Annotated in this window: 16 protein-coding genes and 1 other annotated feature; of the genes, 1 reads left to right on the top strand and 15 read right to left on the bottom strand. The window is 39.5% G+C overall.

What is annotated here, in order from left to right; translation table 11 throughout:
- The first annotated feature begins 345 nt into the window (after positions 1–345).
- On the top strand, positions 346–3636 hold the full coding sequence (locus tag AC3B6D_RS01830; RefSeq protein ID WP_489757201.1) for an Ig-like domain-containing protein: 3291 nt from the start codon (positions 346–348) through the stop codon (positions 3634–3636).
- 68 nt (positions 3637–3704) lie between these two features.
- On the opposite strand, the gene AC3B6D_RS01825 is transcribed toward AC3B6D_RS01830, so the two are convergent.
- The 15 genes from AC3B6D_RS01825 to gltX all read right to left on the bottom strand — a co-directional run bounded on the left by AC3B6D_RS01825 (position 3705) and on the right by gltX (position 15726).
- Complete coding sequence (locus tag AC3B6D_RS01825) at positions 3705–5243, bottom strand: ABC-F family ATP-binding cassette domain-containing protein (RefSeq protein WP_489757200.1); 1539 nt, start codon at positions 5241–5243, stop codon at positions 3705–3707.
- Between the two features lie 79 nt (positions 5244–5322).
- Complete coding sequence (gene rplL / locus AC3B6D_RS01820) at positions 5323–5691, bottom strand: 50S ribosomal protein L7/L12 (RefSeq protein ID WP_489757199.1); 369 nt, start codon at positions 5689–5691, stop codon at positions 5323–5325.
- Positions 5692–5721: 30 nt separating this feature from the next.
- Complete coding sequence (gene rplJ, locus AC3B6D_RS01815) at positions 5722–6231, bottom strand: 50S ribosomal protein L10 (protein ID WP_489757198.1); 510 nt, start codon at positions 6229–6231, stop codon at positions 5722–5724.
- A gap of 24 nt (positions 6232–6255) precedes the next feature.
- Positions 6256–6372: a sequence feature (ribosomal protein L10 leader region), on the bottom strand.
- A gap of 18 nt (positions 6373–6390) precedes the next feature.
- Positions 6391–7074, bottom strand: coding sequence for a 50S ribosomal protein L1 (rplA, locus tag AC3B6D_RS01810; protein WP_489757197.1), 684 nt, complete (start codon positions 7072–7074; stop codon positions 6391–6393).
- 86 nt (positions 7075–7160) lie between these two features.
- Complete coding sequence (rplK, locus tag AC3B6D_RS01805) at positions 7161–7586, bottom strand: 50S ribosomal protein L11 (RefSeq protein WP_489757196.1); 426 nt, start codon at positions 7584–7586, stop codon at positions 7161–7163.
- Positions 7587–7965: 379 nt separating this feature from the next.
- Complete coding sequence (gene nusG, locus AC3B6D_RS01800; RefSeq protein WP_489757195.1) at positions 7966–8514, bottom strand: transcription termination/antitermination protein NusG; 549 nt, start codon at positions 8512–8514, stop codon at positions 7966–7968.
- Between the two features lie 148 nt (positions 8515–8662).
- On the bottom strand, positions 8663–8836 hold the full coding sequence (gene secE, locus AC3B6D_RS01795; protein WP_489757194.1) for a preprotein translocase subunit SecE: 174 nt from the start codon (positions 8834–8836) through the stop codon (positions 8663–8665).
- 11 nt (positions 8837–8847) lie between these two features.
- Positions 8848–8997 carry a 50S ribosomal protein L33 gene (gene rpmG / locus AC3B6D_RS01790; protein WP_489757193.1) on the bottom strand — a complete coding sequence of 50 codons (150 nt, stop codon included), beginning with the start codon at positions 8995–8997 and terminating at the stop codon, positions 8848–8850.
- Between the two features lie 35 nt (positions 8998–9032).
- Positions 9033–9644 carry a hypothetical protein gene (locus tag AC3B6D_RS01785; protein ID WP_489774777.1) on the bottom strand — a complete coding sequence of 204 codons (612 nt, stop codon included), beginning with the start codon at positions 9642–9644 and terminating at the stop codon, positions 9033–9035.
- Between the two features lie 73 nt (positions 9645–9717).
- Positions 9718–11037 (bottom strand): D-alanyl-D-alanine carboxypeptidase family protein, encoded by a 1320-nt coding sequence (locus AC3B6D_RS01780; protein WP_489774776.1) that lies wholly within the window; start codon positions 11035–11037, stop codon positions 9718–9720.
- A gap of 23 nt (positions 11038–11060) precedes the next feature.
- Complete coding sequence (locus AC3B6D_RS01775; protein WP_489757190.1) at positions 11061–11588, bottom strand: NYN domain-containing protein; 528 nt, start codon at positions 11586–11588, stop codon at positions 11061–11063.
- 3 nt (positions 11589–11591) lie between these two features.
- Positions 11592–12365: a 23S rRNA (guanosine(2251)-2'-O)-methyltransferase RlmB gene (gene rlmB / locus AC3B6D_RS01770; RefSeq protein ID WP_489774775.1), complete on the bottom strand. Its 774-nt coding sequence runs from the start codon at positions 12363–12365 to the stop codon at positions 11592–11594.
- Positions 12346–12759 (bottom strand): Mini-ribonuclease 3, encoded by a 414-nt coding sequence (locus AC3B6D_RS01765; protein WP_489757188.1) that lies wholly within the window; start codon positions 12757–12759, stop codon positions 12346–12348. Before AC3B6D_RS01765 ends, rlmB begins: the two co-directional genes overlap by 20 nt.
- On the bottom strand, positions 12756–14168 hold the full coding sequence (cysS, locus tag AC3B6D_RS01760) for a cysteine--tRNA ligase (RefSeq protein WP_489769184.1): 1413 nt from the start codon (positions 14166–14168) through the stop codon (positions 12756–12758). Before cysS ends, AC3B6D_RS01765 begins: the two co-directional genes overlap by 4 nt.
- Before the next feature lie 67 nt (positions 14169–14235).
- On the bottom strand, positions 14236–15726 hold the full coding sequence (gene gltX, locus AC3B6D_RS01755; RefSeq protein WP_489757186.1) for a glutamate--tRNA ligase: 1491 nt from the start codon (positions 15724–15726) through the stop codon (positions 14236–14238).
- Between the last annotated feature and the right edge of the window lie 140 nt (positions 15727–15866).

Raw genomic sequence — 15866 nt, 5'->3', positions numbered from 1 at the left:
TCAATCAAAATCAACCACACTCGTGGGAATTTCATAATCAGCCTTCTTTATTTTAATTTCTGTTACTCTGGCGCCTTACACATAGCCTCCTGTGCTAGGCCACCGTTAAACCAAATCATTCCTATAAAAGGTTTTCCTATTAGTTCAGCAACCCACCTAATCTCCTATAATCTTATCTGCAATGCTCACTTGCCGGTATTCGAACATGCAACTAAGCGCTAATTTAATAATTACGCTTAGCTTTTTCTTTGCTCAATTCCAAAACAATTAAGCAAAATGGACGATAACTTTTTAAAAATTATGAAAAACATCAACAAAATAAAATTTATTTGAGGAGTGTCTAAAATGAAAAATCACCAAAAATTTCAATTGGTTATTTATGTATACACCATTATTATTAGTTTGTTCTGTACCACCACGCTCCACGCTGAAGACAATGATCATTCAAGTGAAGAATCTGCCATGGCCGAAATTATTCACAATCAAGGGTTGCCTAATAGCTTTGTGAATGATTTGATTAACAGTCCCCCGACCGCGAGTACCTTTGCTGGCGATATTAACGATCCTGACTTTCAAGAGATGCTAGATCTGCAAGCTAACTCGGACACTGACCTCCAAAACAAACTCATGTATAAAACCACTCACCACCCCGCAACTACAGCGGCTGGTACTGTCAGTGTCAGTACTTGGAATGATTTTTGTACCCAAGTGAAAAATCCCAAAGTCCAAACAATTATTCTGACCAATAACCTCGTGGCTAGCACCCAATCTGCGCATGTTACTTCAGATAAGACCATTGATTTTAATAATTACCAAATTAATACCACTGATTGTACAATTTCATTAGACCAAGGTACCACAACAGTGAAAGACGCTTATGTCACAGCCACAACTACCGCTGCCAAAATGTACTATAGTTTCACGGCTACTGGCGGTAATTTAATCGTTCAAGACACGCCAATCAATAATGCTACAACGCCTGCGGACATCAATAATGCTACTACCAATAGCACAATTAGCAATGGTGGCTTTTATAGTTCCGAAGCCGCAACTGCTCCTGTATCCATCACTTTTGATCATGCCAATGTTTCTCAACAAATGCCCGCCAATTTAACTACCTCTAGCGCCACTAATACTTCTGTGTACGCAATCGTCTTAAACAGTAGTGTCGGTAGTCAGTTAAATATTAATAGTAGTAAGATGCAAGTTAAAGCTAATAATTATCTGATGTTCCCCGGAATGAGCAAGAATTTAACTGTTGATAAAAGTATTAGCATTAACAACTCCACGATTAATGCAGTACAAGCATCCGCCAGTTACACCAATTACGACAACTTTTTTATTAATGGTGACAATAAAAATACGTATACTGGACTTAATTTGAACATTATAGATCACTCCCAAATTAAAGTTAATTATAGCAATAATAATGATCTGAATTCGTCCGGAGTCATTCGTTTGTATGGTACGGGTTCCCTGCTTAAAATGGCTAGTGGTTCTAGCCTCGATATTAAAAATATTAATGGTCCGGCCGTCAGCATTTCTGGCACCGATAGTAAATTCGAGGTAACGGGAACACCAGACGACAAAACAACCAGTCTTAATATCACACGAGGTACAGGTACTGGGGGCGTCAGCCTCAATCCCGCCATTCGCTTCATCTTGACTGGGGGAATGCTCTTTGATATGCAGGGCAACGTTAAAGTTAACGTTTATCAAAATACTCAAAGTTCGAATGCGCCAGGTATTCGCATGTATGGTACCGGCAACCAAGTTTCCGTTTCGCAAGGTGCTGAATTTAATTTACACAATAATTCCACTGCTGGTTCTCCCGGAACTGGTGATGTTGGTGGTGAAGGTATTTTATACACTGGTAGCACTGGGGGCGCCACGTCTAATTCCTTTACTTTGCGCGATCCAGATTCTCAAGTGCTTGTCGACGCTAATAATGGACCTGCCATTGCCTCGCCTTCACTACCATTAAAGATTGATGCCGGCGTTTCCAGTAATGATTCGATTTCGTTTGTAGCGCGCGGCAATTATCCTAAAAATGCTATTTTCTCTGCGAATAGTAATGACCTCAACTTCAATATGCCGTATCCACGTTATTTTGATTTTCAAAACCGCGCTCCGAGTGGTAGTAATAGCTATTTATTTAACGGTGCGAAGACGAGTCTGTTCAACCATAAAGCTCTGCCGCTACAAGTTTGGGATAGTAATAGTGACGTTAACGGTAATCCTTCCGGTAATTGGGCCCACGTGGGCGCTACTTACCAATCATCTTCGGCTTCTTCGACCTTTGACACCGTAGTTCCCAGTAGTGACAGTGACCCAAGTGACGCTAGTAATTTTAAACAGTATTTAGACACGCCCCTAGGATCTGCAAAGGGCTTAACTAAGATTATCCGCATGACTGCTAATGTCACCCCCGGCAAAGTTAGCTGGTTGCAAGATCAAAATAATCAGTTTATCCATCCAGCTAATACGGATAAATATATTTGGTTACAAGCTCAAGTTCCTGCGGAAAACAGTGCCTTCCGCCCTGCATTGGATAATGAAATTCATGCGGACTTACAAGTCACTTTACCTGATGGCACTGTCCAAGAATTACATGGCCTGTCCAGCACTCAAGAAACTTATTATGACAATACCAATCTCAAAGGTGCTATTAAAGTGGCTGCTCCTGGCTTAAATTTACTGCCTACGGGTACCAAAATTAAAATTTTGCGCGTCTGGCGAAATGGAACCTACGAAAATGGCAAATATAGCTCCAGTGCGATTGTCTCTGAACCCCAAAAAGATTTTGATGACAGTGAAAAAATCGTCATTAATAAAACTCCCCCTGCCCCCGCTAAAGTCTTTCATGCGCAGTCGACTTTAACCGATCATCATTCAACTACTGCTCTGAACACCATTGTTCCGTCAACTACCAGCTTATCCGGAACTGGTGCTGCTAACATGCAAGTTTCCTGGCGCGTTTTAAATGCGGATGGTAGCATTCATTATGAGTCAACTCCTGCTGAAAATACTACAGTTGATAGTGCCGGGCAATGGTCTTTAACCAAAATTCACGGGCTCAGTTCCGGACAAAAATTACAAGTTGTTCTCACTGACGCTGACCAGAACTCCAATCCGCAAGTTACCACGGTTTATCATGATACGACTTTCCCAGCAGCGACCACTTTAACTATCAAAGGGGATCTGACTATGCAAGTTCCGAGTAGCTTAGATTTTGGCACCCATATGTCGGCTGATCGCAAAAATTTGCCTATGAAAACTATTACTGGTAATTTAGCGGTCACTGACACAGATCATCAAGAAGCTAACTGGACGGTCGCTGTCCAACTAGCTAACCAATTAGATGATGATTTAGGAACGGGGAATTTACCACTATATTATGGTAATAATGGTCTGAGTACTCAAATAACAGCGACGCCAACAATGGTCTTTCAAAAAATCGCTCCTGATCCCAATGATAACATCTTAGATATCTCACAAACTTGGACGACCAGCGCTAACTCAAGTGCTGCAACTCCTCAAGGACCATTCTTAAAAAATACCAGTGCAACACCTACGCTGCCAAATACCAATCATCATGGTCATTTAACTTGGACCTTGACCAATAGCTTAACTTAAATACAAAAAGCTTGAACACCGTGTTTAACAACTTTAAACGCAGCGCTTCAAGCTTTTTTACATGCTAATTATTGTAATAATTGTTCAATATCTAAAACTTTACTAATCCACGAACTATCATAAAAATCCGTTTCGTGCGTTATCAAAATGACTGTCCCCGGATAATTAACTAAAGCTTGGCGCAAGGCTAACTTACTATCATCATCCAAATGATTAGTCGGTTCATCTAAAAACAATACGTTGGCAGGTTGGAGCATCAATGCGGCCAACTTAACTTTGACCTGTTCACCACCCGATAGTGTTTTGACTGCCGAACTAGCTTGTTGACTCGTCAAGCCCGTCTGCGCCAAAGTTCGTCGAATAATCCGCGGTGGCTGTTCACTAAAGCGCTGTTCTAAAATTGCTAACGGACTCGCTAGCGGCGTGGACCAATATAAACTTTGCTCATAATAAGCACTAGTAATCGTTGCTGCTAACTCTACTTCTCCACCTAACGCCGGAATTAAACCTTGAATGGTTTTTAATAGTGTGGTTTTACCAATACCGTTAAAGCCTTTAATAACAACTTTTTCACCCATAGCCACCGAAAAATTCAATGGTTGTGCTAATAATGGTTGTTGATAACCAATCACTAGATTATTGGCTTCCAGAATGACGTTGGCTTTACTAGTGACATATGGAAAATTAAATTGGGCAATTTGCCGATTAGCTGGTGGCGTTAACTTATCCATTCGCGCTAATTGCTTTTCACGACTGCGGGCACTTTTCGAGCGCGAACCGGCTTTATTTTTTTGAATATAAGCTTGTGTCTTCGCAATTTTCTTTTGTTGGCTGGCGTAAGCTTTTAAATAAGTCCGTTGATCAGCGGCTTTTTGACGTAAAGCTTGCTTTAACGTTCCCGTATAAGTTTTAATTTGCCCTAATTCAACGTCGCAGACTTTATTGACAATCTGATCCAAGAATTGATAATCATGTGAAACGACCACAAAAGCGCCGGCAAAATTTTGCAAATATTCAGCCAGCCAAGCAATATGTTGTTGATCCAAATAATTAGTCGGTTCATCTAATAATAAAATGTCGGGTTGTTCTAGCAACAATTTTGCTAAAATTAACTTCGAACGTTGCCCCCCACTTAATTCAGCAACGTCATGGTCATAACCTAAGGCATCTAAACCCAGCCCCTGCGCTACTTGCTCAACTTTCAAATCAATATCGTAATAGCCATTGGCTTCTAAAGCGGTTTGTAATTGACCAGCTAATTCCAAATCATCGGCACTCGGCGTTGATTGTTGATAGATTAATTCTAATTTTTGAGCTTGATCTAACAATGGTTGAAAAGCCGTCGTTAAAAATTCCCGCAAGGTTTGGCTCGGTTTTAGATTAGCATACTGATCCAAATAACCAACCTGAATTTTTTTCTTCCAAGTAATTGTGCCATTGTCTGGCGTTAAAGCCCCCGTTAAAATATTAATTAGGGTACTTTTACCAACGCCATTTTGTCCAATAATCCCCAAATGATCTTGTTCATTGACTTGAAAACTCGCATCGGTATATAAAGTTTTATCTAAAAATTGTTGACTCAAATGTTCAACACGTACAATACTCAAATTCTGCTCCTTTAAAAAGTTATTTTAAGCAAAAAAGCTACCGAATAAAAATTCGGTAGCTTTTTCGATATAACAATGACTATTTCAAAGTTACAGTAGCGCCAACTTCTTCAAGTTTAGCTTTCATATCATCAGCATCAGCTTGAGCTACGCCTTCTTTGATAACTGAAGGAGCTTTGTCAACTAAGTCCTTGGAATCCTTCAAGCCTAAGCCTGTGATTTCACGAACAGCCTTGATAACCTTAACTTTTTCTTGACCAGCTTCAGTTAATTCAACATCGAATTCATCTTTAGCGGCAGCAGCATCGCCACCAGCAGCACCAGCAACTGCAACTGGAGCAGCAGCTGAAACATCAAATTCTTCTTCGATTGCCTTTACTAAGTCGTTTAAATCGGAAATACTTGCTTCTTTTAAGGAAGCGATAATTGAGTCTTTATCGAAAGCCATTTTTATTCCTCCAATGGATTATAAATTTAATTAAGCAGCGTCGCCGTCTTCATTTTCTTTATCAGCGATTGCTTTAACAGCATAAGCAACTTTGCGAATTGGATCTTGCAACATTGAAGCAAGAGTAGCCAACAATTCGTCGTGACTTGGCATATGAGCATATTCATCAATTTTGGCTAAGCTTTGAACTTCACCTTCGATGATACCACCCTTGATTTCCAAGACATCAGCAGTTTCCGCAAATTTAGAAATAGTCTTAGCAGCAATAATTGGATCTTCATAAGAAAATGCTACCGCTGTAGGACCTGTGAAGGCTTCATCTAAACCTTCAAAGCCAGCTTTATCAGCAGCCCGCCGTAACACAGAGTTCTTAATAACTCGCATCTCTACGTCTTCAGCACTTAATTGGCGCCGTAATTCTGTTACTTGCGCAACATCTAAGCCTAAATAGTCAACAACAATAACTGATTCAGAACGCTTGATCTTATCAGCGACTTCATCAACTAATTCTTGTTTAGCCTTTAAAACAGCATCTTTCACGTGATTTCACCTCCATAATTATTTCTACCTAAAATTAAAGGACACCTCAGCAAAGCAAGATGTCCTAACGAATGCATCTAGCCTCGGCAGGATATTAAGGCATACTGCCACCTGAGTCTTAGGTAGTTTCTGTTTAGTAATTTAACATTAATTAATTAATTAGTCAACGTTAACTTTGATACCAGGGCCAAAGGTCGAAGTTAAGTAAACAGAGTTTACATATTGACCTTTAACTGTTGCTGGACGAGCTTTAACAATCACATCGTTTAAAGCATTAAAGTTAGCAACTAATTTATCAGTATCAAATGAAATCTTACCTAACGGAGCATGAATCAAACCTTGAGAATCAGCCCGGTAAGTTACTTGACCAGCTTTGATATCATTAACAGCTTTAGTAACGTCCATGGTAACTGTACCAGTCTTTGGGTTTGGCATTAAACCTTTCGGTCCTAAAATTCGACCCAAACGACCAACTTTAGCCATCATCTTTGGTGTTGCAACAACAACATCGAAGTCTAACCAGCCATCAGTAATTTTGTCAACTAAATCATCATCACCAACATAGTCAGCACCAGCTGCTTGCGCATCTTTAGCTTGTTGACCATCAGCAAATACAACGACCCGTTGAGTCTTACCAGTACCATTTGGCAAAACCATTGCGCCCCGAATTTGTTGGTCAGCTTGTTTAGTATCTAAGTTCAAATTATAAGAAACTTCAATTGTTGCATCAAAGTTTGCATAGTTAACTTTCTTTAATAAGTCCATTGCTGCTTGTGCATCGTAAGCTTTGTTTTTATCAACTTGCTTAGCAGCTTCTAAATATTTCTTTCCATGTTTAGCCACGTTCGAGTTCCTCCTTGTGATTGTGGTCAAGTGGGTTTTACCCCTCCCACTGTGACAAGCTCTTGATTGATTAAAGTTAGTGAAGATTAACCTTCAACTGTAAAGCCCATACTCCGTGCTGTTCCTTCGATCATCCGCATAGCGGCTTCGACATCATTAGCATTCAAGTCTTTCAGCTTTGTTTCAGCAATTTCACGTACTTGATCTTTAGTAACTTTCGCTACCTTTTCGTCACGAGGATTACCGGAACCCTTCTTGACACCAGCTGCTTGCATCAATAATACAGCTGCTGGTGGCGTCTTGGTAACAAAATCAAACGAACGATCTTCATAAACTGTGATCACTACAGGAATAATCATCCCTTTTTGATCAGCGGTCCGTGCATTAAAATCTTTCGTAAATTCAACGATATTAATTCCGGCTTGTCCTAAAGCTGGACCAACTGGAGGAGCTGGTGTTGCTGCTCCACCTGGAATTTGCAATTTAACAACATTTGCAACTTTTTTAGCCACGGTACATACCTCCTTAAGTCCGTGATGTGGTCAAAAATGGGAATTGAAATTTTCCCTCCCACAGAAATGTCTAAGACATTCTTAGACAGAATAACATAAATTTCAATGATATACAAATTACTGCGACAAAGAACGGTTTTTAACTGAGCACTAACCTAAACTAAGTCCTTAAGTGGTATTTTAACTTGAGAACTTAGTTGTAGTTAGGCGCAAATTTTTGTTCTTTGAAGTGGCTTATGTCAATTACTGCGACAAAGAGCGCTTAAAAGCCGGAAATTAACCTATGATAATGGCTTAAGCAACCTTTATGCTTGAGTTATTCTCCATAGTTAAATATAAACTTTTGCTCCTTGGAACATTAAGCAATATCACCTTGTCCTCAAGCCTTGGTGATACTTTGATAATCAATTTCCGCTTCGGTCATTCGTTCAAACATATTAATTTCAACTTTGACCTTACCATGTTCATTATCAATTTCGGTAATCGTCCCTTCCATTCCTGAGAACGCACCACCGTCTTGAATCTTAACCACTTCTCCTACTTCAAAATCAATATCATATGGCGTTTGATCTTGCTGCATCGTATTTAAGATTGCATCAACTTCTTCAGGCAAGAGTGGCGCTGGCTTGCTTCCAGCACCGTGGCTTCCAACAAATCCTGTAACACCGGGAGTATTTCGTACCACAAACCAAGACTGATCAGACATTACCATCTCGACTAATACGTAGCCAGGGAAAGTTTTTTTCATTTCCGTTTTTGTCTTACCATTTTTGGTTTCTGTTTCTTGTTCTTCAGGAACAACTGCTTGAAAAATATAGTCTTCCATGCCCATTGATTGCGCCCGTGATTGCAAATTTTCTTTAACACGATTTTCATATCCGGAATAGGTATGTAAAACATACCACATTTTTTGATCTTGTTCTGCCATTAATCTAACCTTCCTTAGTATTCAATCAAACAAAAAAAACCTCGTTTCAACGAAGTTTTTATTAAGCACTGTTTATAGCATAGCAAATTATGGAATAAACTACAAATTATTCAAAAAGTTTCAACTGTAATCTAACCGGTCTTGGTAATTAGTGAGAAACAAACAAAGTAACAAGCGTTTGGAACAACCAATCACAAGCGCCCAAGAAGAGTGCAAAGAAAATAGAAGTTAAGATCACCGTCATCGTATCATGACGATTTTCTTTAGCTGTGGGCCATTGAACTAATTTCATTTCTTGCATAACACTTTTTAAAAATTTCATTAACAATCCCTCTATCTAGTTTCCTGATGAATCGTGTGCTGATTACAATGGTTACAAAATTTTTTAATGGTAAAGCGCTGCTTACGGTCAGTCGCTACTAAAGTGTGATAATTGTGTGCACCACACACGCTACATTCCAAAACAACTTTAACTCGTTTCATTATATCACCTACGTCAATTTTTAACTATACTGACTCTAAGATGGAGTGTCAATACCTAAGCGCTGGTAAAACGCCAAAAACTTTAAGCGACTTCGCTGACTAGCTTGGAGAATCTGCGTTTTCGAATAAGCGGAGTGTCGTGTGACTTGCTCTAAGTCAGTCCCTAATAAAAAGCGCAAGCCTTGTAACTCCACTAACGACAATTGTTGCAGCATGTGGGGAAACTCTGTTGACAAAAACTCTACTTCATTTTTGAACGTCGTCAATTGCCAACACAAATCATTTTCCAATTCTGGATTAGCCTGTGCTAAAGCTTCCATTGACACAGCATTAACGTTTGTTTGCCGCTTTAATGCCAATTGCTGACGCACTAAATTAGTCCAATGATTTTGTAAACGCAACTTATAAAAACTCCCAAAACGTGATCCTTGACGCTCATCAAAGATTTGACAGGTTTCTAAACATACAATACGCGCCTCTTGCCGCCAATCATCTCGATCAAATAGACGTAAACGATATTTTTGACTGGTACTTTCAATCAAAGGTAAATATTTTTGCACTAAACATTCTAATGCCTGCGAATTATTGTGTTCACGTACCAATTTAATCCATGCCAATTCTTGTTGAAGCGCCTGCTTAGCTATCATAATATTATTTAATTTTTAAAGAATTCATGGATAATATAGCAAATTTAATTTCATTTGATAAGCGAACGAACGTTTAAAAATTTGATAAATAAATAACTTTTTGTGAGTTAATAACTTTTTTTGCAGTAATTTTAGGATTTTTTTGCATAACATTTGCATGATAAGCATCTTGTAGCACTGGTTTAGGCTGACTAGTTGTCCATAAAAATTGCTTCTGAGAGCCAGACCAATGCCTAATTGCGACTTTTTGTAGTTGCAAATGCGCTTGAACAAAATTCAAGATCGCCGTGGCTTGACTAAAGCGCGCGGCATCACTATTTGCATGTAAAATCACCAAAATTACTCGTCGCTGGTGTAACTTAGCGGTGGCCACTAAACCAGCACCAGCTAAATTACCAGTACCGGTTTTTAAGCCATCAACTACATAACCTTTAGTAGCAAATTTACCGCCAGGTACTAACTGGTTAGTATTGGCTAATTCGTGTTGACCTAATTGCATTTGCTTTGGCTTCGTTAAGTTTAAAATTTGTGGATCAACTTGTAACAATTTTTGTGTGATTTTAGCTACTGCCACTGCTGATAATTCATTTTCAGTGGCAGTTGTTTGTGGATTATTATTGACCGCTGGATCCATGGATCTAGGCAGACCGTTAGCATTAACAATTTGATATTTGGTTAAATGTAACTTCTGCGCTTGTTGTAACATTTTTTGCACAAATCGTGCTTGACTACCGTACAGATTTTGACCAATCACCATAATTGCATCATTAGCGCTAGCTAGCATCGCTGCCTGTAATAATTGCTGCACAGTATAACGTGCTCCCACCTGCAAATGAGCACTACTTAAATTAGGCTTTTTTTCCAAACCAGCAATCACCGAGGAAGCTACCATAGGCGTTTGCAAAGATAAATGGCGCTTCTTTAGCGTGTACTCAACAGTTAAAACGGCTAATAATTTAGATATTGAAGCAACAGGCTGGCTCACGTGCGCATTTTTTTGCCACAAAATTTGTCCCGTCGTTTGATCCACCAAAATTCCTGCCATCACATTCTGAAACGCAGGACTGACAACATGATAGTTATCTTTGGGCAATGGTACCGCCGTAGCCGTAATTTGCTGACTTAGCTGTTGCAAACGCTGGGCTGTCTTTTTGATCTTCGGCAAAGTTTTAGCCGTGGTTAATTGCTTAGTGGTCGCCGTCAATTGATCCCACTTTTGCTGATTAAATTGTTTTTGGGCGGTAGTTAATAACCGAATTTGGTGCAAATAATCTTTGGCAAGTGTGGAATCACTTTGCCGTAAGACAGTTTGTGCAACTTGATAGTGGCCATTTTGTACTAATTGCTTAGCGGCTAGCAAATTCATCTGCTGCCGTTGTGTGGAACAGCCCACTAATAATAAAATCAGACAAAAAGTTAAGAATTGGAAGATAATTGGTCGCGTAAATGTTCGAGTTCTTTTAATTGATCTTCCCTCCATGGACTATTGCGCTGAATGTCCCGGTCAAAACGTTCGCGACTTTCTTGGTGTAATTGTTGGCGCATTTCTTTAATTCGTTTATATAATTCATACGATGGAATCCGAATCGCCCCCCGCGAAAAAATCGTCCATTGGACTGCTTGATCCGAAGTAACGACCGTGACTTGATTGGTTAATATATTGAGTTCGTTACTCAAGTTTTGAATATAGGTATCGGCGGTCACATCTTCCGGTGTAAAAATTACATCAAGATCCCATTTGGTAAATTGTTCTTTTAAACCAGGAACATACATCGCATCAAACACCACAATAATTTGCCCTTCAAAAAACTTGCGATAATCCGCCAATGTTGCCAATAATTGATCACGCGCATCTGCCAGTAAATCCTGCTGCTTTAATTTTTTCAATTGTGGCCAACTGCCAATAACATTATAGCCATCTACAATTAAGATATTCTTTTTCATATACTACTGACTTTCCCGGTTGCTAAAAGCTTGATACAACAAGACGCCGGTTGCTACACTAGCATTCAAACTTTGTACGTGACCAATCATTGGAATCGTCAACATCTGGTCAACTTGCTTTTTAACTAATGGCGATAAACCTTTACCTTCATTACCAATAACTAGTGCAATCGCCCCCTTAGCATTCCAAGTCCGATAATCACTGCCATGCATATCTGTTCCAAAGATCCAAATCCCTTGTTCTTTTAAATCTTGAATTGTGCGGACTAAATTAGTCACCCGAACAATGGGTAAATGTTCAATCGCCCCTGTGGATGTTTTAGCTACCACCGAAGTTACCCCGACGGAGCGGCGTTTAGGAATAATAATACCATTGACGCCCACCGCATCCGCTGTTCGTAAAATTGAACCAAAGTTGTGCGGATCGTTTAAATTATCCAAGATTAAAAAGAACGGTTCTTCTTGACGTTGCTTCAACTGCGCTAACAAATCCGCTAATGGCGTATACAAAAAAGGTGTCACGGTTAAAACAATGCCCTGATGATTTCCATTTTGGGACAATTCATCTAATTTTTGTTTGGGCGCATCTTGCGTTACCAGATGTTTTTCCCGGGCAATTTTAACAGCGGCTTTAATACCGTCATTGTGTAAGCCACGTTGTAAAAAAATCTTGTTAACTTTTTGTGGAGCATCCTCAGCTTGTAATGCCGCCAAGGCAGCATGATGTCCGAAAATTATTTCTGCTTGATTAGCTTGACTATTGGAAGTTGAATTCATCACTATGACCTGCCTCTACTTGTTCAATGCACCATTGTGCTAATTGTTGGACCCGCTCCAATTGTCCACTAATTTGTAAATATCCAAAAATTGCTTCAAAACCAGTCGAAATATTATAGGTTTGGACAGAAGTATTTTTGGCGTGCGTATAACTCTTAGCGTTACGGCCGCGTTTAAAAACTGCCACTTCTGTAGGGGTTAAAATCTCTTGTTGTTGCATTAAAGCAATTAACGCCGCCTGTGATTTAGCTGACACAAAATGCGTCGCCCGCTTTTGGAGCCGGTTAACTTTGGTTAGACCTTGCTCTAATAAGTGTTGGCGGACAATAGTTTCCCAGACTGCATCACCTAGGTAAGCCAAAGTTACACCATTTAATTGTTGATAATCAATCATTGTTTATGCCACCGTGTTCCTTGAGGAGTGTCTTCTAAAATAATTCCTTGTGCTTGTAGTTGATCCCGAATTGCATCACTGGTTGCAAAATCTTTGGCTGCTCGCGCTTGGTCTCTTTGCGTAATTAATTGTTGAATTTGCGCATCAACACTAGAAGTCTGCTCAAACACTAAACCAAAGATTCCAGCCAACTGAGAATAAGTCGCTTTTAATTGGGCCAAGTTTTGCGCATTGACTGCTGTTTGATCAACATATGAATTAATTAAGCGCATCACTTCAAACAGGTCACTTAACCCATTTTGCACATTAAAATCATCGTCCATATGTGCCTGAAATTGTTGTTCTAATTGACTGAGCTGATGAGCTAGTTCGGCATCAAAAGCCGTGGTTTGGACTAAGTTATCCTGACGGAAAATTAAATTTTGCCAAGTTGTTTGTAAATGTTGCAAATTGTTCGCTGCAGTTCGTAAATTAGTAGCTGAATATTGGATTGGGCGGCGATATTGTGTACTAGCAATAAACAACCGTAATACCTGGGGATCAACCGTTTTGAGTAATTCATGAACCGTCACAAAGTTGCCCAAGGATTTACTCATCTTTTCATTATCTTCACCCACCGTCACAAAACCATTATGCAACCAATAATTGGCGAATTTTTGTCCAGTATGCACCTGACTCTGGGCAATTTCATTTTCATGATGTGGAAAAATTAAATCTTCCCCACCTGCATGAATGTCAATGGTTGCTCCTAAATATTTGGTGGCCATAACTGAGCATTCAATATGCCAACCTGGACGCCCTTTGCTCCACGGTGAAGACCAAGATAATTCTCCAGCAGGTGCTTTTTTCCATAAAGCAAAATCTAGAGGATCAGCTTTTTTGGCTGTTTCTTGTGCTGTAATTCGTTGACTGGCGCCCTGTTCTAAATCGTCAACTGCTTGATGTGATAATTGCCCATACGCTGAAAACTTACGAGTTCGATAATACACATCACCAGCGCTCTCATAAGCATAACCTTTTGTAATTAAGTCTTGAATAAAGGCAATAATCTCGGGAATATTCTGCGTCGCTTGGGGATTACGTGTGGCCGGCAAAACATTCAAAGCATCCCGATCTTCATTAAAAGCGGCGATATACTTACTAGTTAATTGCTGTGGTGTAATTTGCTGTTGCCGAGCCGCCTTAATAATCTTATCGTCAACGTCCGTAAAATTAGAGACATAATTAACTTGAAAACCACGATACTCCAAATACCGACGAATCGTATCAAACGCGACTAATGAGCGCGCGTTACCGATGTGGATATAGTTATACACCGTCGGGCCACAAACATACATCCGAATTTTATTAGCTTCTAACGGTACTAATTCTTCTTTGGTTCTCGTTAACGTATTATAAATTTTAATCATCAGTTCACCTCTTACGAAAAAAACAGCCGATGATTATTCACACTTATCATACGCTGTTTTTTAATAACTAGTCTGCTAGTTGCTTTAACGTCTCAGCTAAATGCTTTTGTGAGCGTTCTAAGCCTAACAATTCAATTGATTCACCAATTCCCGGGCCATGCATGGAGCGAGTAGTTGCAATACGAATTGGCATATACAATTTACGTCCCTTAACGCCTACTTCATCACGAACAGCAAAAATAGCTTGCATAATCTGAGTTGCTGTAAACCGCGGTAATTGAGCAATTTTCGCTTGAAAGGCTTCTAAAGTTTTCAAAGCATCATCCTTTTGCAATTCTGCCATCGCTTGCTCGTCTAATTGATCAGGATCTTTAAAGAAAATTTGAGATAATTCCACAATTTGACTCGTGTAACTCATCTGATCCTTAAATAAGGCGACTAACGCCCGCGCCCACTCAATGGTCTTGGTATCCAATTGTTGCGGCAACAAGCCGGCTTCTTGTAAATTAACAATTGACAAATCAGTAATTTTACTTAAATCGGCTGCCTTAACGTATTGGTTATTAACCCATTCCAGCTTTTTTTGATCAAAAGCGGCGGGTGACTTACTTAAACGCTTGGGATCAAATTGTTTAATAAACTGTTTGCGCGTAAAAATTTCATCTTCACCAACTGGCGACCAGCCTAATAAGGTAATGAAGTTAAACATTGCTTCTGGTAAATAACCACGTTCTTTATATTGTTCAATAAATTGCAAGACACTTTCATCACGCTTGCTGAGTTTTTTACCCGTAGCACTATTGATAATTAAAGTCATATGACCAAACTTCGGTGGTTGCCAACCCAAATAATCATAAATCATTAATTGCTTGGGCGTATTAGCTACGTGATCATCACCGCGTAAGACATGCGAAATTTCCATTAAGTGATCATCAATCACGACAGCAAAGTTGTAAGTTGGCATGCCATCACGTTTTTGAATCACCCAATCGCCACCAATGGTATTAGCGTCAAACTTAACTTTGCCCTTAACCATATCGTCCCATTCATAGACTTTATCTTTAGGAACTTTAATCCGAATAACAGGCTTAATGCCTTGTGCTTTCGCTTCCGCAATCTTGGCTTGTTTTTGTTCCTCAGTCATACCAGCAAATTCATATTCATAATGAGGCATAATTTTGGCAGCCTTTTGAATTTCCCGATCGTGTTCCAATTCTGCTTCCGTTTTATATGACTCGTAAGCTACACCGGCATCAATCAGTTGTTGAATGTACTTGTGGTAAATCGCTTGACGTTCTGATTGCCGATATGGACCGTAATCACCGCCTACGTCAGGACCTTCATCCCAATCCATTCCGAGCCATTTCAGATTTTCTAATTGACTTTGCTCGCCACCTTCAACATTACGCTTAGTATCTGTGTCTTCAATCCGAATCACAAATGTTCCTTTATTGTGACGAGCAAATAAATAATTAAATAACGCTGTCCGCGCATTACCAATGTGTAAATGTCCTGTAGGACTGGGTGCATAACGAACCCGAATTTTATTATCAGTCAAAACTAACTCCTCTTTCTTGACAAGACTTTCTATTATATAGCTTACTTACTTTTACTTAAAAGTCAAAACTTCCAAGCAGGATTCTTCGATTTAATTCGAATTTCATCCACAAATATGAGGTGCAAAAAAGAAAATGCTCG

This window comes from Bombilactobacillus sp. ESL1097 (genome assembly GCF_058107205.1).
The sequence above is the reverse complement of the archived record's forward strand: the minus strand, read 5'-3'. Positions and strand labels throughout refer to the sequence as shown.